The sequence below is a fragment of the Edaphobacter sp. 4G125 genome, from assembly GCF_014274685.1.
Taxonomy (GTDB): domain Bacteria; phylum Acidobacteriota; class Terriglobia; order Terriglobales; family Acidobacteriaceae; genus Edaphobacter.
The window spans coordinates 1235857-1257359 of sequence record NZ_CP060393.1 but is presented as its reverse complement, the minus strand read 5'-3'; the positions used below and the strand labels follow the sequence as shown (position 1 = coordinate 1257359).

At 52.8% G+C, this 21503-nt stretch carries 17 protein-coding genes; 6 read left to right on the top strand and 11 right to left on the bottom strand.

Annotation, left to right across the window (positions count from 1 at the left end; genetic code table 11):
* Nucleotides 1-1030: 1030 nt before the first annotated feature.
* The 4 genes from H7846_RS05195 to H7846_RS05180 form a co-directional block, all read right to left on the bottom strand.
* Complete coding sequence (locus H7846_RS05195) at nt 1031-2269, bottom strand: SGNH/GDSL hydrolase family protein (protein WP_186695446.1); 1239 nt, start codon at nt 2267-2269, stop codon at nt 1031-1033.
* A gap of 95 nt (nt 2270-2364) precedes the next feature.
* Complete coding sequence (locus H7846_RS05190) at nt 2365-3726, bottom strand: alkaline phosphatase family protein (protein WP_186695445.1); 1362 nt, start codon at nt 3724-3726, stop codon at nt 2365-2367.
* Nucleotides 3727-3835: 109 nt separating this feature from the next.
* The gene (locus tag H7846_RS05185) at nt 3836-7240 is read right to left on the bottom strand and encodes a TonB-dependent receptor (protein WP_186695444.1); all 3405 of its coding nucleotides are present in this window, start codon (nt 7238-7240) and stop codon (nt 3836-3838) included.
* Between the two features lie 246 nt (nt 7241-7486).
* Nucleotides 7487-8623 carry a GntR family transcriptional regulator gene (locus H7846_RS05180; protein WP_255460855.1) on the bottom strand — a complete coding sequence of 379 codons (1137 nt, stop codon included), beginning with the start codon at nt 8621-8623 and terminating at the stop codon, nt 7487-7489.
* A 234-nt stretch (nt 8624-8857) separates the two neighbouring features.
* Between H7846_RS05180 and H7846_RS05175 the strand changes: the two genes are divergently transcribed.
* The 4 genes from H7846_RS05175 (at nt 8858) to H7846_RS05160 (ending at nt 13254) form a co-directional block, all read left to right on the top strand.
* Nucleotides 8858-10351 carry a mannitol dehydrogenase family protein gene (locus H7846_RS05175; protein WP_186695443.1) on the top strand — a complete coding sequence of 498 codons (1494 nt, stop codon included), beginning with the start codon at nt 8858-8860 and terminating at the stop codon, nt 10349-10351.
* Nucleotides 10352-10398: 47 nt separating this feature from the next.
* Entirely contained in the window at nt 10399-11691 is a 1293-nt protein-coding gene (locus H7846_RS05170; RefSeq protein ID WP_186695442.1) for an MFS transporter, read from the top strand.
* Complete coding sequence (locus H7846_RS05165) at nt 11692-12612, top strand: PfkB family carbohydrate kinase (protein WP_186695441.1); 921 nt, start codon at nt 11692-11694, stop codon at nt 12610-12612.
* A 504-nt stretch (nt 12613-13116) separates the two neighbouring features.
* Nucleotides 13117-13254: a hypothetical protein gene (locus H7846_RS05160; RefSeq protein WP_186695440.1), complete on the top strand. Its 138-nt coding sequence runs from the start codon at nt 13117-13119 to the stop codon at nt 13252-13254.
* A gap of 1036 nt (nt 13255-14290) precedes the next feature.
* Here H7846_RS05160 and H7846_RS18175 read toward each other — a convergent pair.
* Nucleotides 14291-14584, bottom strand: coding sequence for an AMP-binding enzyme (locus H7846_RS18175; protein ID WP_449240079.1), 294 nt, complete (start codon nt 14582-14584; stop codon nt 14291-14293).
* Nucleotides 14585-15539: 955 nt separating this feature from the next.
* On the opposite strand from H7846_RS18175, the gene H7846_RS05155 reads away from it, so the two are divergent.
* Nucleotides 15540-16145, top strand: coding sequence for a carboxypeptidase-like regulatory domain-containing protein (locus tag H7846_RS05155; protein ID WP_186695439.1), 606 nt, complete (start codon nt 15540-15542; stop codon nt 16143-16145).
* Between the two features lie 250 nt (nt 16146-16395).
* Entirely contained in the window at nt 16396-16764 is a 369-nt protein-coding gene (locus H7846_RS05150) for a hypothetical protein (protein ID WP_186695438.1), read from the top strand.
* A 504-nt stretch (nt 16765-17268) separates the two neighbouring features.
* On the opposite strand, the gene H7846_RS05145 is transcribed toward H7846_RS05150, so the two are convergent.
* The 6 genes from H7846_RS05145 to H7846_RS05120 all read right to left on the bottom strand — a co-directional run bounded on the left by H7846_RS05145 (nt 17269) and on the right by H7846_RS05120 (nt 21502).
* Nucleotides 17269-17409 (bottom strand): hypothetical protein, encoded by a 141-nt coding sequence (locus tag H7846_RS05145; RefSeq protein ID WP_186695437.1) that lies wholly within the window; start codon nt 17407-17409, stop codon nt 17269-17271.
* 559 nt (nt 17410-17968) lie between these two features.
* The gene (locus H7846_RS05140) at nt 17969-18388 is read right to left on the bottom strand and encodes a hypothetical protein (protein ID WP_186695436.1); all 420 of its coding nucleotides are present in this window, start codon (nt 18386-18388) and stop codon (nt 17969-17971) included.
* Between the two features lie 2 nt (nt 18389-18390).
* Nucleotides 18391-18867 carry an EamA family transporter gene (locus H7846_RS05135; protein WP_186695435.1) on the bottom strand — a complete coding sequence of 159 codons (477 nt, stop codon included), beginning with the start codon at nt 18865-18867 and terminating at the stop codon, nt 18391-18393.
* 14 nt (nt 18868-18881) lie between these two features.
* Nucleotides 18882-19619, bottom strand: a complete 738-nt coding sequence (locus tag H7846_RS05130; protein WP_186695434.1) for a PIG-L deacetylase family protein — start codon at nt 19617-19619, stop codon at nt 18882-18884.
* An 18-nt stretch (nt 19620-19637) separates the two neighbouring features.
* Nucleotides 19638-21107 (bottom strand): hypothetical protein, encoded by a 1470-nt coding sequence (locus H7846_RS05125; protein WP_186695433.1) that lies wholly within the window; start codon nt 21105-21107, stop codon nt 19638-19640.
* Nucleotides 21104-21502: a sensory rhodopsin transducer gene (locus H7846_RS05120; RefSeq protein WP_186695432.1), complete on the bottom strand. Its 399-nt coding sequence runs from the start codon at nt 21500-21502 to the stop codon at nt 21104-21106. Before H7846_RS05120 ends, H7846_RS05125 begins: the two co-directional genes overlap by 4 nt.
* Between the last annotated feature and the right edge of the window lies 1 nt (nt 21503).

Below are 21503 nucleotides of genomic sequence, written 5' to 3'. Positions count from 1 at the left end.
ATCCTCTCATTCTGAAGTATTTATGTTGATTCTAAACCGCTTAGCAAATTGGGAGGCGAGCCCTGAAAAGGCCGGCGTCGGCGGTTCGATCCCGTCTCTGGCCACCATTTAGAATCAATAGCTTACAAGAAACCAATCATAAGCCTCCCTGTTCGGTAGGCTTTCATGTTTCTTTATAACTACCCTGTTTTGAGTAATATGGTGCCTCTTCGATGTGGTCGTGTATTGGTCGTGAGCTACCTTGCTGATGAAATGATTTTCCAAGCCTATTGGAATGTGCGAGATGCACGGTCTCAGAATGGCGACGCCAGCCTATTCAAAAATCGCTTTTTTGCTGGGGGACCAGTTATGCAAACTGCGACGAAGAAATAAGTACTTTGGCGGGCCTCCCTGCACGCCACTAACTCCTATGCTGGCGCACTTAATGACCGCCTTCTCTATAGATGTCGCGTTGGCACTCTGTTGGACACCGCTCCAGCCACGGCCTGCAGGACCTTAATAAGTGGGACTGCAGATTGCTGTATTTGATCCGATGCATCTTGCATTTCCCTCCCCAGCCTCAGAAAATCTGTTCTGGCATCCCCGTAGCCTATTTTGGGGAGATCGGACACTGGAAGAGTTACACGGGTGTTCGTATCGAATCGAAACCATCGCTGCCGCTTGTCGGAGACGATGTCTCGGACTTCCCGCGCGGAGGTTGATGCAAACTCATAGCCGTAGTCCTTCTGCGATCCCTGATTGGGCTAGATATTAAACGACCTGGGTAAGCCGTCCCGAAGGTTGCAGCTAATGGATTCGTTTTTTTGGGAACGGACTTCGCCCCTTGTATGACAGACCATCGTCCCAGGTAGTGCGGGATATTGCGCTGAAGAGGTCATCGGCCTTTCGCGGCAGTTTTTGTTGCGTCGGAGCTCGAATTAATGCGGCAATGACGGCGCCATATAATTCCCAATGTCCTGCGCGCACGAGGAGAGTATCTGTTCGAGAAGGTTCTCACTTGAAACTGCTCTAAACATTGGCGCCCAGGATGTCAATCACCCGACTTGTTTGCTTTTTGCGGATTCACTGAAAAGAGCGACAGATCTATTGCATCTCCCATGGCTATGTAGCCAGCATCGGAAGGATGCAAATGATCACCGTGATCATATTTTGCAAACAGTGCCGTCGAATTGCCCGGGTCGCGAACCGCCTTATCGAAATCGATAACACCGTCGAAATTACCCGATTTGCGAATGAATGCATTCATGGTCTGGCGCATCTGTTCACCTTCGGGTGTAGAGTAGCGAGCGCCCTCATATGGAGTCAGCGTAGCTCCAAAAATTTCCAACCCTTTTGCATGAGCTCGATCTATAAGTTGTTTCATTGCTGCAATAAGCTCTTCGATGGTAATCTGATCCCCTTTTCCACGCGGCTTGCCTGTGAAGCCAATATCGTTGATACCTTCTAACAGCACGATGTACTTCACGCCCGGTGCCGATAATACATCTCGATCAAATCGATCCAACGCTCGTTGGCCTATGTAGTTATGTAGTAGGCGGTTTCCTCCAATGCCCGCATTCATAACAGATAGATGTTTTGTCCCTCGATTGTGTACCAAGCGCTCCGCCAAGCGATCAGTCCACCGATGGTTCACGTCATATTCAGAGAACGATCCATCTGTTATCGAATCGCCGATTGCGACAATCGCTGCAGAACCCTTTTCCTTTTTCACCTGGATGTTCTTCAGGAAATACCAGGAATGAGTTACCTCCGCAACAGGAATCGATGGATCTTGAGCGTGATCGCCAGTGGCTATGTATGTGCTGGAAACTGCTGTGCCGTGGAATGTGATCCCATCAATTTTCTGTTCGGGCAATACGACACTTACTTCAAGGCTGCTTAATGGTGGTGCAGTCATCTTGATCGGGTCACTCGTTACATAACCTCCTGGGGCGATCGTAATATTCGTAAGGTTATCGAACGTCACGGCATGATCTGATGCTGGATCGATAGTGTCTTTCGATTTCTGAATGGCAACATGGACGTTCTTGATTTGTAACGGGAGAAGGCCAAATTCATTCGTAAAAGAGATGCGTACCTCAGAACCGCCTTGCGAGATGCGAATGGTCTGTCGGATAGTCCTTTCTGCTTCTCCTATCCTGACTTTATCAACATGCGCTTGTTCAGCACGAAGTGGTGCTGCTGCCCATGTACCAATCCAGAAGGACTCCGCAGTGACCGTCCTTGCTGCAATCAAGCTAACCGCAAACAGACAATAAATTAATTTCATGGATTCCTACTGTTTCGTTTTCTCGATCTGAGATCGAAGCTCTGTGAAGCTTTGCACATTGATTACTCATGCAATTACGGTTGCTTAGCGGCGGCCTATTTCAATGTAAGTGGTTGCATCTTTGCTGAAGGAAGGACGATACCCAATTCCCTCGCCAAGGTTGGGGCGATCTGACGCATATCGATTGTTCCTAGCTTTTTACTTTTGGCGATATCCGGTCCCACAATAAAGAACGACGAATGCAGCTCGGGATGAGTTGCCAGATATCCATGAGCGCCTCCAGGTGCTGTGTCTTCCACCAGTGGCGTGCTGAGACCTGAGCCCATGTGATAGCCAGACTTCCAATCGACGATGAAAGCTGCCTGTTCCGGTACGCCGATAGCAGCAGCCTCGCTACGCGATAACACTTGATTAATTCCGTTCGCAGGGTCCTTCGCGAGATCACTTAGCAGCTGTGCAACTTGCTGCTCCGTTGCCTTGTCGCTGTTGTCGTTGAGCACGACCATAGCGCTTCCATCTGCGCTCCAGGCGAATGCCTTCCAGGCGGTGACATGAGGCTTCGGCCCCGCGCTCACCGTAAGGAGTCCCGCCTTCACCAACGCTGCATTCAGATTCATCTTGTGCGTTACCGGCAAAAAACCGTGGTCCGAAGTAATCACGATGTCCGCATCAGGATGGACTCGCAGCTCCGCGGAAATGATCCGGCCGACCTTCGCGTCGATCTGCTCCAGCGTCTCGTTCGCTTCTGGGCTGAAGGGGCCGTGCGCGTGCTCCAAATGATCCAGTGCGACGATATGAATCGTCACGAGGTCCGGATGGTGGGCTTGGATCATGGAGATTGCGGTTCTGGTGATCTTTTCATCCAGAACGAGATTGCCCTCGCCTGAGTAGAAAGGACCTGCATCTTTCTCTGCCTCTTCCAGAAAGCCGGATGGCGTGGACACCGCCTCCAGAAGATAGTGGTCATACTCCGTCTTGGTGCGCCAGTACTCCGGCACGTTGTAGTCGATTCCCCTGGAATGCACCGTGACGGGCCACAGAACGCTTCCGGTGGTAAGGCCGCTGGCCTTTGCCGCCTGCCAAAGCGTGGGAACCTTCACCTGCGCTCCGTACCAGTTCCATGCGCTCTGCTCCTTCCCCATGGGATCGAAGACGGTGTTGTTGTAGATGCCGTGCTCGTTCGGCGAAACGCCGGTCACCAGCGTCGTATGATTCGGATAAGTGACCGTGGGCGATACATTCTGCACGCTATCCGCGTACGCGCCTTTTTGCAGAAACGAGCGCAGGACGGGGATCTTCAGACCGTGCTTGTCCGCTTCCGTTACATAGTCGGGGCGCAGGCCGTCGATTGAGATCATCAGTACAGGATGACGTTTTGGCGTTTCGGCGTTTGTATGGATAGCGACTGCCGACACCGAAGCAGCCAAAGCAAGTTGAAACATTACGTTGCGAAGCAAGATCGATATCTCCCAGAACTACTGTGGAATAAATAGAAAGACGGTGTTTCAGTTTATGAGACTCGAAACACCGTCAGGTTGAGGTCTAGAGGCTGTTCGTGCTCGGTCGCTAGAACTTGATTCTTGTATTGATCTGGACGTAGCGGGGAGCGCTGACAGCCGTTGACTGACCGAAAGCGGCATCCGACCACGTCGTATTGAAGCTGGTAAAGCGGTGGCGATTGAACGCATTGAAGAAGTTTGCGCCAATGGTCCAGGTCACTCGCTCGGTAATATGAGTGTCCTTCATGAAAGCAAGGTCTTCGTTATAGATCGGGAATGCCCTGATGTCAGAGTAGGTCGGTTTCGCGTTGCCGAAGCTATATTGGTCAGGCTGTGTAAACGCATTCGGGTTAATGATGCGGCTCGATCCAGGGAAATATTCGTTCGCAGAAAGATGCGTCGAACGATCAACTCCGGGAACGACATTCGGACGCATGACGCGATTGAAGATTGGCAGTGAGTTGCTGGTCTTGATCGGAAGCGGGAAGCCGCTCTGATATCGCTGGATCGCAGAGACCTTCCATCCGCCTACCAGCGCGTTCGTGAATTTTCCTCCGGACAGGAACTTCTTTCCTCTCCCGAACGGCAGTTCATACGAGTAGTTCAGAACCAGGGCGTGCTGCACATCGATTGGGCTGATGGCATACTCCGCGCCAGGGTCGAAGGAGTTCTGAAGAACGCTGTCGGTGGTGCTATCCATCCAGCTTGGACTGTTGATGCCCATGTTCTTCGCGAAGGTATAGTTTCCGGAGAAGCGCAGACCGAAGCTGGTGGTCTTATTGACGATCACCTGCGCTGCGTTGTAATTCGAGTATGCGGTCTTCGCCGATACGCTTGTGAGAGTCATGTACTGAGGATACGGCCGAAGAGCCTGCGCGACCGTACCTGTGAATCCAGCGTAAGGAAGTTTGATTCCAGCCGCCTGCGCCGCCGCGGAAGATGCAGAGACGGTGAGCAACGAACCGAGAGAAAGGTACTTCGGATCTACCTGGTTGATGTTCGAGAACTGGGAGTCGAGGAGACGATGTCCCGTATTCCCCACATAGGCCACCTCAAGCATCCAGGATTTGGCCGGGCTGTACTGAACACTTCCATTCCACTGCTGGATGTAGGGCATATTGCCAATCGAACGATCTCGATAGTTTGCACTCTGTCCGTTCAACAGGGTCGGCGAGATGGAGGGTTGCAGGCTTGGTGAGCCAGGATAGCCCGAAGCCAGCGTAAATGCAGGAGTGATTCCATTGTTGGTTGAGGTGAAGCTGGCAGCAGGAGTAAAGCCGTTGTTATCGATCGCCGTGCCGAAGTTCCAACCCAGATCGGTGTAGAAGATGCCATAGCCAGCGCGAACCACGACCTGCGGATTGACCTGATAGGACAGTCCAATACGTGGGCTGAAGCTGGCGTACTTCGTGGATGCAAAGGAATGGCTTCCCGTGCGGCCAGCGCCTGTTCCGGCAAACGCGAGAGCACCGGGAAGATTTCCTGCACCTGGGTTTGCCAGGGTCAAATCAACCGAGCTGCTTCTGTCATGCGCGTCCGTAGGAATGGTTTCGAACTCCCAGCGAACACCCAGGTTCATTGTGAGCGTATGGCTGATCTTCCAGTCGTCCTGGGCGAAAAGACCGCCATACGAGTAGCGCATTCCATTGATGGCAGGCGCGGTCACAGCACCGCTGTGCACCTGTCCCAGCAGGAAGCTGGCGAACCCGTCACCCGTCGTGCCCGTGCTGGTTGGATTGGCCGTCTCGAGGTTCGACATGGCCAGTGTGTTCGTGCCGGGGTTGGGGGCATTGGCATTGAAGTGCACCCGACGGAACTCTCCGCCGAAACGGAAGTTGTGCGCGCCTTTGGTCCAGTAGAACGTGTCGCCGAGAAGATACTGATGCTCCGCGGTCTTCTGACCATTATCGGTCGAGATCGAGGCGTACCCATTGCTGAAGGTGATGTTCGGACGAGACGCAGAGATCTGGTTGGGAACAGAAAACTCGCTGCCACCGTCCTTCGTTCTCGCGAAGATACGATAGTAGCCAATGGCAAGACTGTTCATCGCTCTGCTGCTCAGCGTCCAGTCATGATTGATACGAGTCGTAGTGGCCCTCAGAAACTGGTTGTACACCGTCGAGAGCGGCTGCGGCAATCCTGAGCCTTCCGGCTTGTAGCGCGGAATACGAGTCTGCACCAGAGTGAAGTAAAGGTGCTGCGCCTGTGTCAGATTATGGTCAACACGCGCTGTGTAAACATCCGGATTCAGCAGTTTTTCGCCGATATACGTTCTGAAGTTCAGCGTGCCAGGAGCATTAGGAGCTGGGTAATACGAGGCGATCTTCATCGCTGTGGGATCCATACGCGAAATCGGAATCTTGTTTCCCGGGAATGGATCGCGAATATAGCCTGTACCCGCGGAGTTGAGACGAGTCGTTGCCGGATCGTAAATGATGTTCTTTCCCGTAAAGTCGCCCTGAATCTGAGCCGGCGTAGGAATCTGCGAGGTCTTCAGCGTGTCCATGCCAGCCTTGCGGGAGCCTCCGTAGGAGAAGAAGAAAAAGGAGCGGTTGTGGCCGTCATATAGCTTTGGCAGGATGATTGGCCCACCAATCGTCGCGCCAAACTCATTCTGCTTGGTGTTCGGCGGCGTGACCGCGCCCCACGAGCGTGCGTCTAGCACATTATTCCGGAAATACTCGTAGACCGATCCATGCCAGGCGTTCGTGCCGTTACGGATTGCGAAGATTCCAGCAGCGGCGCCTGTGTGACCGTAGTCCGCAGGAACCATCGTCGTGATCATCTTGAACTCTTGCACGGCGTCGACCGGCGGAGCGCTCTCGTTGTAGCTACCTACGTTTGCCATTTGGCCGGAAGAAAGACCGCTGAGATAGAACTCGGTCTGCTTCATCTGGCTTCCGTTGACAGAGATGTAGTTCGTGGCCGCAACATTCTCCGACCCCGTGGCGTTATAGTTACCTTGCACACTGGGCGCAAGGTAGACAAAGGCTGTTGGGCTGCGGATCCTCCCCTGTTGCACAAGCGGGAGTTCGTCATACTGCTCTCGCGTAACCGTGGTGGAAAGTTGTGCGTTGTCCGGCTGGAGCAGCACCGTATCGGCATCCACACTGACGGTCTGCGTCTGCTGGCCAATCGAAAGATGAAGGTCGAGACGGGTGGTCGTCGCGACAAACAGGGTAATACCCTTTCGCTCCGCTGTCTCAAACCCACGCTGCGTGACGCGCACTGTATAGGAACCAGAGCTCAATCCAGGGACTGTGAATTCTCCCGAGTTCGTTGTGGTCGTCTGATGAAAGACTCCTGTGCCTTCATTTCGAACCTCGACAGCGGCACCACCGATAGAGAGACCATCGGGATCCGTAATCACACCGACGAGCTGGCTGTTCTGGGCATACGCAGAGGGAACGAAAAACCCGACTACGCAGAGGACCGCCACATAGACCAAATGCTTCAACCACGAGATACGCACTTACGACCTCCATCGGCCAAACGACCGTATAACTGTTCAATTTTTTTTAGTGTCAACATTGATGGGATTGATTCGTTGGATTAAGGTCCTGCGACCTTACGCACAAGCAAATCGATTTCTACTTAGCTAAAGTAGACAATGTCAATCAATTTACCGTGAATATGTCCACAAACCTGTATATGCCATTAAGCAAGCATGCAATGAATCTCCCGCCTGCAAGCGGTACGGTGCTTCAGAAAATGGGGCTTATTTCACAAGTCTTGCGCCACAGGACTCACGTACTACCAGAGAGCAACTCAGCAAGATGTCCCGGGCCGGAAGGTCCGGGCTTTCCAGTCGCTGCAACATCGTGGACATCGCTACCATCCCGATCTGCGGACAAGGCTGATGCTGCGTGGTGAGAGGAATCGGGAGCAGGCTGGCATAGCGAACGTCATCGATGCCAACGATGCGAATTTCGTCGGGGATGCTGCGGCCTAAACGCATAAGACTCTGCATGAGGTTGGCAGCGGTATGATCGTTTGCCGCAAGAAATGCGTCGGGTTTGTGTTTCGCGAGGATCGATGCAACCAGAGCGTCATCGGACGGTTCCCCACGAAACGCAAGATCGTGCGTGCCATTTTGCCGATGAGTGGTCAGCGCCTCGCGATACCCCGCGATGCGGGCATCGACTGTAGAAGCGGAAAGTTCCTTGGCAAAAAATGCTATCTTTTTCGCGCCTTGGTTGATGAGATGCTCGGTCGCGATGTATGCGGTACGCCGGTTTTCAACGCCTACCAGGTCATAACGGCTGCGCAGAGGATATGGAGAAACACAGCGATCCAGCAAAACTACGGGGATTTGTGCGCGATCCAGGGCGACAAGAATCTTGTGGTTGACGCGGTCCTTGGAGCGCGTCAGTTCGAGCGGCGCGAAGAAGACACCGGAGACCCCGCGTTTGATGTACTGATGGCAAAGCTCCTCGGCAATCTGTTCTTTCTTCTCGCCGGAGTTTAGGTTGCCCCAGATTAGCGAATGTTGTCTGGAGTGGGAGAACTGCGCCATTCCCTGACAGATAGGCTCGAAGATCTCCGTTTCTCCCAACTCTGGGATCAGGAGACCAAACAGGCCATTTCCCTTGCCCTGCTGGGGAGCCGCATATGTTCCTGAACCAACCCGGCGCACTACGAGTCCCTGTTGCTGCAGCTCGCGCATTGCCTTTACCACCGTCATGCGCGAGGCAGCAAAACGTCGGCTCAACTCTCCCTCGCTGGGCAGCCGGGCTCCCTCCTTGTACTCACCGGAGGCAATGCCTTGTCGAAGTGCATCAAAAATCAGTTTGTACTTCGGCTGATCTGAGTCTTCTGCTCTCAATGGATTCCCGTTTTTTCGCAGTTTGGTCAACAAATGGAACTCTCCATAAATCTAGCAACAGCTGCCGGCCCTTGGTTTGATGAGTAATCTTCTGCCGCTCGTCGCATCTTGAATGTAACGTACATGTAGACAACTTAGCCACTTATTACGTATACATCTTGTTGCTAGATATTCATCAACTTACTGCATCCAATTTGATCGCACCCCAAGAGCTCCCTTTCACCGGCTGCCTTCAATGAAGAACTACCAAGGAACTGAACAACGATGAAGATTGCTGATCATCCGCCCATAACTCTTTGCATGGAGAACTTCTCCGAGTTGTCACGGCGAGCCCAGGTGCCGAAGTACAACCGGGCTGAGCTTGTTCCCGGCATCGTTCACTTTGGCGTCGGGGGATTCAATCGCTCGCATCTCGCTGTCTATCTCGACGACCTTCTACATCATCCGGCAGAGCCGCGATGGGGCGAGTGCGGCATAGGACTGCTTCCTGGCGACCTGAAGATTCACCAGGCCCTCAAGAGCCAGGATTATCTTTACTGCGTTTTGACCCGGGATGCCAGTACACGCGATTTGAGGCTCATCGGCTCACTGACGGAACACATTTTCGCTCCCGCAGCACAGGAGGCGGTACTGCAACGGCTCAGTGCCCCGGAGTGCGAGATTGTCTCTCTTACTGTTACTGAAGGCGGATACTTCATCGAAGACGCGACGCGACGCTTCTGTACTGAGCACTCAGATGTGCTGCATGATCTTGAATTCCCCCTTTCGCCACGCACCTTTCTCGGCTATCTTGCCTCTGCGGCAGAACGGCGTATGCGCAATGGCGGTAAGCCATTCACAGTTATGTCGTGCGACAACGTGCAAGGAAATGGAGAGATCGCTCGCCAGGCTTTGGTTGCGTTTGCAACATTGCGCAACGACAAGCTGGGCGCATGGATCGAAGCCAATGTCGCCTTTCCCAACAGCATGGTCGACCGCATTACTCCGGCTACAACGGAAGAGGATCGTCATTCCATCAATGCTGCATTCGGCATCGTGGATAAGTCTCCAGTCGTCACCGAGCCGTTCCGCCAATGGATCATCGAAGACTCATTCGCCGGTGCTCGCCCGCGATTTGAACTGGCAGGCGCGGAGATCGCCAGCGACGTCAAGCCCTACGAGATTACAAAGATGCGCTTGCTCAACGGTGGGCACTCCACACTGGCTTATGTCGCTGCGGTCCTGGGCTACACTTTGGTGTCGGACGCTGCTGCCGATCCTCTAATTCATCGGCTTGTACAAACGTACCTAGAAGAGACAACGCCTGCCGTTCCGCATATTGCAGGTCTCGATCTGAACAGTTACAAGGCGAGCATCCTGCACCGATTCGCAAATCCTACGATTCGCGATCAGGTGATGCGCATCTGCTCGGAGGCGTCCGCAAAGATTGCGAAATTTATCATGCCCACTGTTCCAGAGTTGCTGAAGCAGCAACGGCGTCCAAGAGTAATCCCGTTTGTGATCGCCAGTTGGTTGCATGCCATAAGGGGCAGGGATGATCGCGGCAATTCGTTTACGATTGCCGACGCATCGGGCCATCTCTTCACCGAATTCCTCGCGCAAGGCGGCGGTAATGCAAAGCTCGCACTCAACGCAACCTCGGTGTTTGGCGATATCGCCTCTCAGTCCACGCAGTTCGTGAACGACGTGCAACAGAATCTTGACCGGTTGCGCAAAGATGGCGTTTACGCAGGAATAACCTCGGTTATCGCCTCATAGGCATAACTATCATCGCGAAAATAGATACTCTTTCGGAGAGCATAAGCATGCAAGAACTTGAAGTTCGCTCAGATTCACCAGCATCCAGACTCGAACGCCTCGGCATGCATCCTGGACTGGCGATTGGTTATCTAGGCCTGCTGCTGTTCATGATCGGCGACGGCGTGGAAGCAGGATTCCTTTCCCCATATTTGCTGGATCAGCTTCACTTCAGCGAGTCACGCATTGCCCTCATCTTTACGCTCTATGGTGTCACGGCCGCCATCGCCTCCTGGCTCAGCGGCGCACTGTCCGATATCTTCGGAGCCAAGCGCGTCATGTGGATGGGACTCATCATCTGGGTCGTTTTCGAAATCCCCTTCCTGCTCTTCGGGATCCATGCTCATAACTTTCCTGTCATTCTGGCGAGCTACATGTTGAGGGGATTTGGATATCCCCTGTTCGCCTTTGGTTTTCTCATCTGGATCACACACATCACGCCGCAGCGCTATCTCGCCACTGCCGTTGGCTGGTTCTGGTGTGCTCGCACAGGCGGCCTTCCCACCCTTGGCTCACTCTTTGCCAGCTACTCTGTTCCGCACTACGGCGCTTATCGCAGCCTTTGGATCTCCTTGGCCCTGGTTATCGCTGGTGGACTCATTGCACTGTTGGGCGTGAGAGAAACGCGCGGTGCGGGCCCTGCGGCAAACCGTGATGCCAACCCTTTCGCGGTCGTGTTATCCAGTCTTTCCATCGCATGGAAAAAACCTAAGGTCGGGCTTGGAGGCATCGTCGCAACCGTCACCACGACCTCCGAATTCGGTTTCCTTGTCTGTCTTCCAATCTTCTATGTGCATACGGTCGGCTTCACACTTCCGCAATGGCTACGCATCCTCAGCATCATGTTCGCCACCAACGTTGTCTTCAATCTCTTCTGGGGTATCGTCGGCGACCGCATCGGCTGGAGAAAGACAATCACCTTCGCGGGTTCGTGCGGATGTGCACTTACGACGCTCGGCCTCTATTATGTGCCGCACATTTTCGGCCCGAACTATCTGCTCGTCACGCTTGCAGGCATGGCCTACGGCATAGCACTCGCCGGTTATGTTCCGATCGCCGCGATCATGGCATCTCTGGCGCCCGAAGCGCGCGGAGCGGCCATGTCGATCATGAACCTCGGCTCCGGCATGAGCATCTGGCTTGGCCCTGCTGTCGTGGGACTCTGCCTGCCTCGCTTCGGTATTGAAGGTGTCATCTGGGTCTTTGCCGGTCTGTATCTGCTTGCGGCATTTATCAGCTACACCCTCAAACTACCAAACGAATCTGAGACCGACAGGGTTGCGCAAGGGAGTCACGCGTAGATGAGAAATACTACAGGGGAGGGGATACGTGTGCTCGCTGTCGGTGAGATCCTCTGGGACATATTTGACGGCACAGAGATTCTCGGCGGAGCCTCGCTTAATTTCAGCGCAAATATTCAGCGTCTCGGTGGCGCAGCCACACTGATTACCGGCGTCGGCGCAGACGATCGCGGCTATCGAGCGATCGATGCAATGAAGCTTCTTGGATTGAGCACGAAGGCCGTTCAAATTGTGCCCGGCGAGGCGACAGGCATCGCGCTCGTCGAGTCCACTCCTAGCGGAGAAACGACGTTCCATATACCCCGCCCTGTCGCATTTGATCGCATCGACACCAGTACATCTTCCATCTCCGCAGAAACTCTGCGATTGATCGAATGGATCTACTTTGGAACCCTTCTTCAGACGGAACCTGCTCTGGAAGATTTCATCGCGGAACTCATTTACACCCAGCCAAATGTTCGTTGCTTCTATGATCTGAACCTTCGTACGGGTCATTGGAACTATGCGCTGGTACAGCGATTGAGCCATCGTTGCCATGTGATGAAGCTCAATCTCGATGAAGCAAAAATCCTGTCTGGACTCGCTCATCCCTCATCGCAAACCTTCGATCTCACATCCTTCTGTCAGCAATGGACCTCCGAATACGACATCGATACGATGTGCGTAACGCTAGGCGCGGAAGGCTGCTTGATCTATAGCAGCGGCTCCGTAGATACCCACAGCGGATTTTCTATCGAGGTACACGACACCGTGGGGGCGGGCGATGCTTTTGCAGCTGCGTTCCTGCATGGATATCACTCCAAGTGGCTTACTGAAGATATTGCCCGCTTCGCAAACGCGGCCGGCGCCCTGGTGGCAAGCCGTCCGGGTGCCACTCCCGAGTGGACCTATGGAGACTGCAATCACATCGCTCAGCAATGAGGCGTTAAGACTAACCGCAGTTCGCAGCATACGGATGCCAATCTTATTTCAGGACAGAAGGCATCCTAAGAACTCAAAATCAGCCACGATTTTTCGACCTAAGGCATACACAGTCTTTCGCCTTTCTCTGCAGGTCAATCAATGCCCCACTATCCAGGCCAGCCCCTTCGGGGAAAATTGAAGAAAGGACATTAGTCTGTTTATAGGTGGTACTTGATTTGATCCAACACCGCGCGCAGTGTTGGGAGGACGACGAAACCAGCTCAGTCGCGAGCTGCGTCTTTGCAACTCTCTAACACCATAGAAGTCGATCGCGAGCGAATCGAAACCGCCCGTACCGGGTATATAACGCCAACTATCCCCCCGTCTAAGATTTCCATACGCCACGAAATGACGCACAAGCCAGCCCCACACCTTCCCCCAAAAATATAACTAAACACAGGCACTACCTGGCAAAGTAGCTCCAATGCCGGCTACTCCATCGGAGAACGCGAACCGGAGGGCATGGCCATCTACCTCAACTCCTTACTCACACGCAGCAGCGCTAAACTCTGCTTCGGTCTAGCTGGATACAACGACAATTGTCCCAATCCACAGACCTGGGCCGCCAGCATCTACTACAAAGGCACAGAAGCCTTGTGAGAAAATCCTCGTCGGGCTTTTACATCACCAGTACAGCTGAGCCCAGCACCAAACTTAACATTTGCTTCGCAGTTTTTTGATTTGAGCCGTGGGGAAGAGAGCGAGGTACTCCGCTGGGATGACGATGGAGCCAAGGATCTCGCGACGTTCCGAGAGAGCTCGCAAAGTCAAGCCACGGTTCTTATCAACAACTTGGATGCGGAACCGCCGCAAGCTATAGAGTGTGGGCTCGGATCCATGATGACATCAGGGTCGCGAGCACTTTCTGTACATCCATTACAAGCTGTAGGGGCGTCCTCTTCGATTCGTGCGATCTGATATCTTCAATGTGCTTCGTCTTCTGCTTCAGTGTATGGGGGAGTATGCACAACCATTTGTGATCCGAACGGCGTCGCATGTTTGTGCGGTCGCTAGATCGGGATCCAGTGATACGTTTGTGTGGGGGTGGACATTCGCCACGAGGTCGTGGCTCGCACGACCAATACACGATCATCGTATGGTCGAAACAATCCCAGATGATCCTAAATCGAGAAGGGCATAACGCTAACCGTCTCAACATATCCGCTGATTCCAGACTACTTAGTTCGCTTGCTAGGAAGCCCTGAAAAGGCCGGCGTCGGCGGTTCGATCCCGTCTCTGGCCACCACCTGCATTACACACCTTTTGCGATTCCCATTAGAGGGCTGGTTCTCCGCATCGCGGCTTGAGCTTGGAATGGTCGAACTTATGATCTCACCTACCCCAATCCTCGTTTTGACGCAATTTGAGTAACTTAGCTGCACAAAACAAAGAGCTAAAGAGCGGAAAAGAATCCGACGAAACGCTTATGGGCCCCTTATTGGACCCGCAAATGGACCCACACTTACGGGTCGCATCAACGCGACACGGACGACAAAGCGTGGGAAAGTCGGATTCAAGAGCACATTTTACAATGCAGAGCACAGGGCAAGCTCGATGAGTGCATTGCCCTATTATCACTCGTTGAGCGCATGTAACGGATCTCCCTGCGCCTCCCTTGAGCAAAGTCAGGGAGCAGTCAGGACACAGCAACTCCGCGATCAGTATCCCATCGCCAATCGTTGAGCTGCTCCTGCAGGTTGCTCTTCTGCAACTTTCCGGTTGAAGCATGTGGAAGCCCCGCGACAACCATGAATGCATCGGGCACTTGCCATGACGCGAAGTTTTGCTGCAGGAAGGAACGCACCTCGCAAGGGTCAACGGTCAGATTCTCTTTCAGGACCACTAGAGCTAGGGGGGCGCTCCTGCCATTTCGGGTGGGGCACAGCAATGACAGCCGCCTCTCGGATCGCCGTGTGTCCAACCAACGCATTCTGCCGGTCGGCCGAGCTGATCCATTCCCCGCCCGACCTGATCAGGTCCTTCAGACGATCCGTGATTTTTACCTATCCCTTCCAAATCGATTGTGACCGCATCTCCTCTACGAAACCACCCTTTTCCCGTCCACTTGTCTGGCTGTTCGAGGCCAACGTAACTCCTAACTCAATACGACGCGCATGTGCATGTATACCGAGAAACACGCTGCTCGGGAGTAATGCAGCCGGCTGATGCATCATCGCCAAACACTCGTTGAGAAATCGGACGTCAACACTTTCCTAAGCACGAAACGAAGGCAGTTGTTTTACATTTTGGAGCCGTCGGTCAACAGGCGGCCAGGAGTCGCAGGCTCCAAGCATTTGGCAGAACAAGCAGGTTTGCACTTTGGTGAATGTCTTTGAATGTTTTACTGTGCATTGTCGGACATCCTCTCTTCTGTTTCCTATGCACGAAGTATCGGTGCGAAAGGCTTGGGGTCTCGCTCACATTCAGACAGTTTTGAGCACAATCTGATGAAGAACTAAGAGATTGCACGCTCTCATTTATATCCATGCGCTGGTGATGATTTCTGGCGGTATAACGAATCACCGCTTGTACGACTGGAAGCGATATTTAGAGGCTCGTAATGGTGGGAACCCTACCACCGGCACCGATGATTGGGATGGCAGAATCATTGCCTTCAAGGCGGAGTGCATAATATGTCTTCGAAATCGAGAATCCGTGCAGCTGGAGATAAGAGATTAGAGAATTTGTCCAGCGGTCTGAACTCCGATCTGAAGATGCTTGTAATCCCTGCCCCGTATCCCATTATGGCCTCCATAACCTACAGGACGAGACATCCGAGGGTGCGGAGCGGCATACCCTCACTTATATCCCTGAATGGGCGACGACGATAGCGGACTGTTCTGCTTATCCGCCGGAATAATTGCTGCAAACAGGAAGGACAATCTATGTACTTGTTGCATCGTTTTCTCCTAACGTTACTTCTTTCATTCTCCGTCAGCATTTGGGCACAAATCGCAAACAACACCACACTCGTGGGGACCATCACAGATCCATCGGGCGGCGTCATAGTAGGTGCTACAGTGAGCGCAGTCAATATGGCCACCAACGTTTCGTATGCGGGGACTACTAATAGAGAGGGTTATTACTCAATACCCTATGTTTCACCTGGAACATACGATGTATCCGTTGAAATGGTCGGCTTCGAAAAGGTCGTGAACAAGGGAACCATTGTGCAGTTGAATCTAGCAGCGCGCACCGACATCACGCTCCGTGTGGGCTCAACAAACTCTGCTGTCACAATCTCCGCAACGAATCCGCCTCTTTCAACCGACGACGCAGTCATCGGCGAAACAATAGACGAGAAAAAAGTTGCCAATTTGCCCATCATAGGGCGCCACGCAATGGATCTGGCTGCTACAGCCTCGAACATCATTGTTGGACCGAAGACTTCCTACACCGGGGTTCCTCCGGGAACCGTATGTCTTCGCGATCTCCTGGAGGTAGCTTTTCCAGTAAGTCGAGCGCCACGTGGGATTAAAGACATCGAATGAATCGAGCACTTTGCCGTCAGCGTTTATGTGAACGAACTCCGCGATGCGTGGCAGAGAATTGGCTTCAGGCTGCCAGACGATCACGTAAGAACCCATGCCGGCCCTATGAGCCCAACGCATTGCCTGTTTCGTGTCTTCTTTGCGAGTAATGAGTCCCGCTGTGTCAAGCCCCCAGGATAGAAGCACATCAGTAAATCCTAGATGCTTCATCGTGACGAAATCTCCCTCCCAGTCTGTCTTGGGAGCGGAGTTGAGCCAGTACCACGCGCTTATGCAATCGAAAGTGTGCATCGGGTGGTTGGAGACAAGAAAAAGATTATCTATACCTTCTGGTCTGCCAACAGCTGAAGAGTTAGGCACCGCTCCCGCAAAGTACCCGACGGCTGCTCAGATCAAGAGTGTATGCGAAGTCGCTTTGAAACTTGGGATACGCCATCTTGATATGTATGGGTACAGAATCGGCGAATACCGCGCGACAAAAGCTGAAATGAAACGGATGATGCCGCCTGAACCTGCTCCATATGTTCTCACTAGGCAATTCCCCAGAAAGTTTATGTGGGATCGTCCTGAAATCCACACCGAGCTTGGCGACTATCTTCGCAGCTTGAATAAACAATGAGATATTGAACGACCGACATTGGCTAGCTATGGTGCTCCATACTCTTCGAGCCCCTTCTCGATTGTGAGACAGGGGCTCAACTATTGAAATCGAAGGGCTATAACGGTCACACTCCCCGCAGGAAATACGTGGCGGAAGGGGCCTTTGAACGTTTCATGCTCCTCACGGGCTTTACTGTATCGGGAGCATCTTCGGAATTCGTGGTCATTAAGCTTTTTCCTTGAAGAGTCGAGATCGTCGCCTCCGGCTTCAATCTTTCCAAAGAACCCAGGTCTTATGTATGTTTACAGGCGAAAGGAGATCCCCGAGTCCTGCGATGTTTGCGACTTGCTAGCCGACAAGCTGATCGGAATGACACGCACCCCCTAATTGAAAGTGTGGTTTTGAGGGTCGACTGCACCACTCAAAGTTCCGGAATCGACACTGTCCTTCGGAGCCCACGCCAATGGGAGCCTCTATACCCAAAGCAGTTCCTCCTCCGGCTCTGCAAATGCCTTCTCTGCCTCAACCGGTGGAGGCATCGATGTCTCCCTGAGTACGCACATTGGATGGCGCCTCATGCAGGCTGACTATCTCCTCACTTTGCTGCCCAACGGTGGCAACAGCCGCCAGAACAACTTCAGCGCGAAAACAGGAAATCATCATACACTTCGGCCCGAAGTGATATAGCGAGATCCTGAAAGTGGAAACTCTATCTAGAAAGCTAGTCGATCAAGCTGCCGGAAGGTCACCCACCCAATTGAAGAATCTTCACGCCTTTCCTGGGTTCCCAGTAGTCCGGGATAGACCTGATGTTGATATTCAGAAGCCAAAATACCGCAAGGCGACGATGGTTCTCCTTGTCGCTCCGAGTACCGGCTTGTGCGGCTGGATACTAGCGATGATTCCCGTTTCACGATTGAGACCGCCAGGACGCAGATGTCCAATGCCATGCCTACAGTCAACACAATTGGCTACAAGCTGGGTAACTCTGTCACGCAGACTGTATCGGATCGCCGCACACAGAAGCACTATCTAAGAAAAGCTGGTTATGGGAAGCAAGTTGAGATTTTCAGGAACTTCCAAAGTTCCCGGAGGCGCGTACCGCAGATATATGTCATGCAATACTGCAGCCAATTTACCCAAGATTTATCGTCCAGTACAAAGGGGCCCGCGGAGAGCAATGCGTCCTATTCCTGCTGCGAACTCCTAGAACAGTAGATGCTCAACTCGGCAGTGCGAGAAGAATCAGAGATGCAAGACCGCTTGCGATTCCGATACCAATGAGGAGGCTCAGCCGCTCACCAAACACAAATACACCTACCATCACCACTAAAATTAGACCACCTCCAACTGCCACAGGAAAAACCACGTAGCCTGGAATTCCGCCCGACATTGCAAGAGCCATACCGGTCTGTCCAAGAACGCTACAAAATGCCATCAAAATGCCGATGCCAAGTTCCCTTACCGCAAGCTTACCCAAGTGAGGTATGGCAACCGCGAGAGCCAGGATCGAGCCGGCCGAATACCATATCACTAAATATCGGGTTTCTAGGTTCCCGAGGCCCGCGCCGGCCAAAACACGAAGCCCATAAGCTCCGAGGCCATTAGTAACAAATGCCAATGCCATGTAACGCTGATACATATTTATTTCTCCGGCACTTGGGCAATGGCAATAACCTCGCCGCTTGCTTCCTCTCGCACTCTTTCCCGCCAAAGAATAACAAGCGTCGCAACAGCCAACAGCAACCCAACCGCTCGTCGTCTCGTGATTTCTTCGCGGTAGACCACAATCGATAACACAGTAGGGACGGCCATTGAGAGATTAATAACGAGCCAGCTTGTTGATATTTTTCCGTACCGGACTCCGCGCTGAAAGCTCAAGATGGCCAGAGAGGCAAGAAGACCGCACGTCGCAGCAGTAACCCATGCGATACGGGGGGTATCCAGCACGCCTGCAGCTCCGAAGCGCCAGAAGGAGAGTACGCTCATTACTACAACGCCACCAAGAAAGATAAATAAATTGATGGCCTCTGGCCGGCATCGCCTATGATCCGCCACCTTGTGCAAAACACCGATCATGCCGAGGCTCGCTACGGCCAGAAAAAGAAATCCATAGGGCATTGTCGTTACCTTTTTTAAAGAAGCTTGATGTCATGTACTGCTCGGGGGAGGAAATCGGATCTCTTCAATGCTTCCGCATATCTAACGCCAATTAGACTTCCGTAATACCGAGCGCGCGTTTCAAGTTGCTCAGTTAGCGATCCCATCGTTGAGCCATAGTTTCGACGAGAAGATTTTTCATCCTCTGATTTCGGCTCGACGATATCCGAACTCGATTGGAAGCATCGCCAGGCTGCCATCTTCGCCTCGAAAGTTTCGGAAATATCGACGATATCGCTTGGCTCTGAGAGCGATTGGATTACCTCGAAATGGTAAAGAGACCTTGCGAACCATGGCGGTCCTAAATCGGCACTGCAACTCCAAGCCGCCTGCCACCATGAGTCGCAGCTCAAGCGCGCCATCGCCCGATGTTGAAAATATTCATTCCAGGAGTGACCAAAAACGATATCCGGTTCGTATTTGCGGATACTTTCAATGCAAAGCCGGTATGTCTCTCGGTTCTCCTGAACTGCATAGTCTGGATAGTGGAAACATTCAAACGACTTCACTCCGAGGATCTTGTGAGCTGCGACAGCCTGAGCCGTAATACGCTCCGCGGCCGTTTCTTTGTCGGCAATATCCGCAAAGTCCTCATCACTATGGCCGAAGCAAACGACATTTACATCGCATCCCGCATTCGCCATTTTGCGCAATATTCCACCGAGGGCAATGACACTATCATCGAGATGCGCGCCGAGAACAAGTGCTTTCAATCGAATATCCTCTTTTCGTTAAAGAACGAACGATCCAATCTGCAGGACCGACGCTAATTTTTGTAATTCGCGCCGAACGTCGCCGTGAGCGACAACTACATGGTGAGTGACACCACGACGCTGTAGCTCCACTAAGTATTCCTTCACTGGCCGCTCAACCTTGACCAGAGCGTGTACCTCTTGGCAAGGAAGGCATGGGTAATCCAGCGCTTCGCCTCCAGAGATTAGCATTTGCCATCCTTTCGGCGTGTCGAGCATATGGGCCATTGTTACTGTTCCCGGACTCATAATGAATTCCATATTGATACCCGCCCCCTGAAAGCCCCATTCTTCCGGGGCGCTGGTTAGCGTTATGCGGTCATCGGAGCCAGCGAGCGCAGGTGAGGCCATGCCATGTCCAACAAGCAAGAGCGCGTTGTGAGCAGCATCGTACTGACCCCATTCGGCCGCCAGCGGTGAATTCCCTGTAAGCCAGTACAGGATATGCATCATCGTAAGACCAATAATGTCTCCTTCCGACCCGACGAGGTGCTTTCCTTTTTCGAGCATCATACAGGCGCCAAGTCGGGTCGGCGCTCCAGTAGCTTTTTCGATGTGATGCTGCCCTAGCACACACAACGAATCTAGGCGCAAATGTTCAACCAAGCGCTCCATGGCGATCGCCAGCCGTACGGATCTGTACCAATCCTCTTCTTTTGGTCCCTGCTGGCGGAAGCGCCGAGCTAGAGTCTTTGCAACCTCCCTTGTGTCTTCGTCCTGCACGCCTTCCCACTGCCGAAGAAGATGTGCAAGCTCAACCGTGATGACATTGGGCCCAAGGAAACCTCGCACTCTGGTCCGGTCATTTTCCAGATCGTACATTCCCCGAAACACATGGCCAACGACACCAATATTCAATTTCTTTAAGCGAGCGACGACGAGATGTACACGAGCTATCCCAGCAATCTCTTCAAACGGACGTTCTTCGGCAAGCGAGCCCACCACAATGTCGTATTCTCGCCCCATCTTTGTAAACGTAGCTGAAAGCTGAGCAGTGCCGATCATTGCACTGTTGCGCATGAGATATTCGTAATTGTCCTGGGGGGTGATGTTCTCTTCCACTTGCGTCGTAAACATCACTACAGGAACATGCGGGATATAGTCGATCGCTTGGAGGGCCATATAGTCGGGCACGTAGGTGCCATCGACAACGATAAGCATCCCGATGCCAGCTTCGGCGAAAGCGCGACCCGCTCGGTCCGCGCTATCGAGCGTGTCCACTACCCCCGGGTAGATGAGATCAACGTCCTTCCCAAGCCTTTTCGCGATACGTTCCAAATCACTTTCGACGTCTTGCCTAAATTCCGGAGAGAACATACGCCAATACTCGAAATAAGCACATGCCAAAAGACCCACTTTTAACTTTTCAGAAATGTTTGGCCTGTTCGACAATATATCTCCGAACTCGGAACCAATTCCCGCTTCGAACGACACGGTCACATCACTCATTTGTTTGCCTCGTTATTTTCGCTGCTAGTGCAAAATCCGGCGCAACTGTAGTACGCCATGTTGACCTGCGTGGTATCCAACCTTCCGAACTGGGCCACAACGTCCACATCCGACCGAAGACGCAGAGAATATTGCGTTAAGGAAGGAATTTTTAGATCGCCAATATCGCCAGGATGATCGAGCCGCAAAGCCCGTACACGCTCCGCACCGACAATCACCTCGATGCCTTTTACTGGATCTTTGTTTTCAAAATAGAAATCAAGTAAGACCGTCGCCGCAGCGGCATTGGGATTCAAAATCATTAGAGCCTCGTGCGCTTCCATGGGCCCAGAGCCGATTTTCTCGGGGAGATATCCATCAACGAAGTACCAAATCTTCGCGCCGTGCTTTGTCATG

What these genes read in the sequence shown, in the direction of transcription:
- H7846_RS05145 (WP_186695437.1), bottom strand. Translation starts at nt 17,409, where the DNA reads ATGATGATTTCCTGTTTTCGCGCTGAAGTTGTTCTGGCGGCTGTTGCC.
- H7846_RS05135 (WP_186695435.1), bottom strand. Translation starts at nt 18,867, where the DNA reads ATGCCCTATGGATTTCTTTTTCTGGCCGTAGCGAGCCTCGGCATGATC.
- H7846_RS05165 (WP_186695441.1), top strand. Translation starts at nt 11,692, where the DNA reads ATGAGAAATACTACAGGGGAGGGGATACGTGTGCTCGCTGTCGGTGAG.
- H7846_RS18175 (WP_449240079.1), bottom strand. Translation starts at nt 14,584, where the DNA reads ATGCGTTGGTTGGACACACGGCGATCCGAGAGGCGGCTGTCATTGCTG.
- H7846_RS05160 (WP_186695440.1), top strand. Translation starts at nt 13,117, where the DNA reads ATGGCCATCTACCTCAACTCCTTACTCACACGCAGCAGCGCTAAACTC.
- H7846_RS05120 (WP_186695432.1), bottom strand. Translation starts at nt 21,502, where the DNA reads ATGACAAAGCACGGCGCGAAGATTTGGTACTTCGTTGATGGATATCTC.
- H7846_RS05140 (WP_186695436.1), bottom strand. Translation starts at nt 18,388, where the DNA reads ATGTATCAGCGTTACATGGCATTGGCATTTGTTACTAATGGCCTCGGA.
- H7846_RS05170 (WP_186695442.1), top strand. Translation starts at nt 10,399, where the DNA reads ATGCAAGAACTTGAAGTTCGCTCAGATTCACCAGCATCCAGACTCGAA.
- H7846_RS05155 (WP_186695439.1), top strand. Translation starts at nt 15,540, where the DNA reads ATGTACTTGTTGCATCGTTTTCTCCTAACGTTACTTCTTTCATTCTCC.
- H7846_RS05175 (WP_186695443.1), top strand. Translation starts at nt 8,858, where the DNA reads ATGAAGATTGCTGATCATCCGCCCATAACTCTTTGCATGGAGAACTTC.
- H7846_RS05125 (WP_186695433.1), bottom strand. Translation starts at nt 21,107, where the DNA reads ATGAGTGATGTGACCGTGTCGTTCGAAGCGGGAATTGGTTCCGAGTTC.
- H7846_RS05195 (WP_186695446.1), bottom strand. Translation starts at nt 2,269, where the DNA reads ATGAAATTAATTTATTGTCTGTTTGCGGTTAGCTTGATTGCAGCAAGG.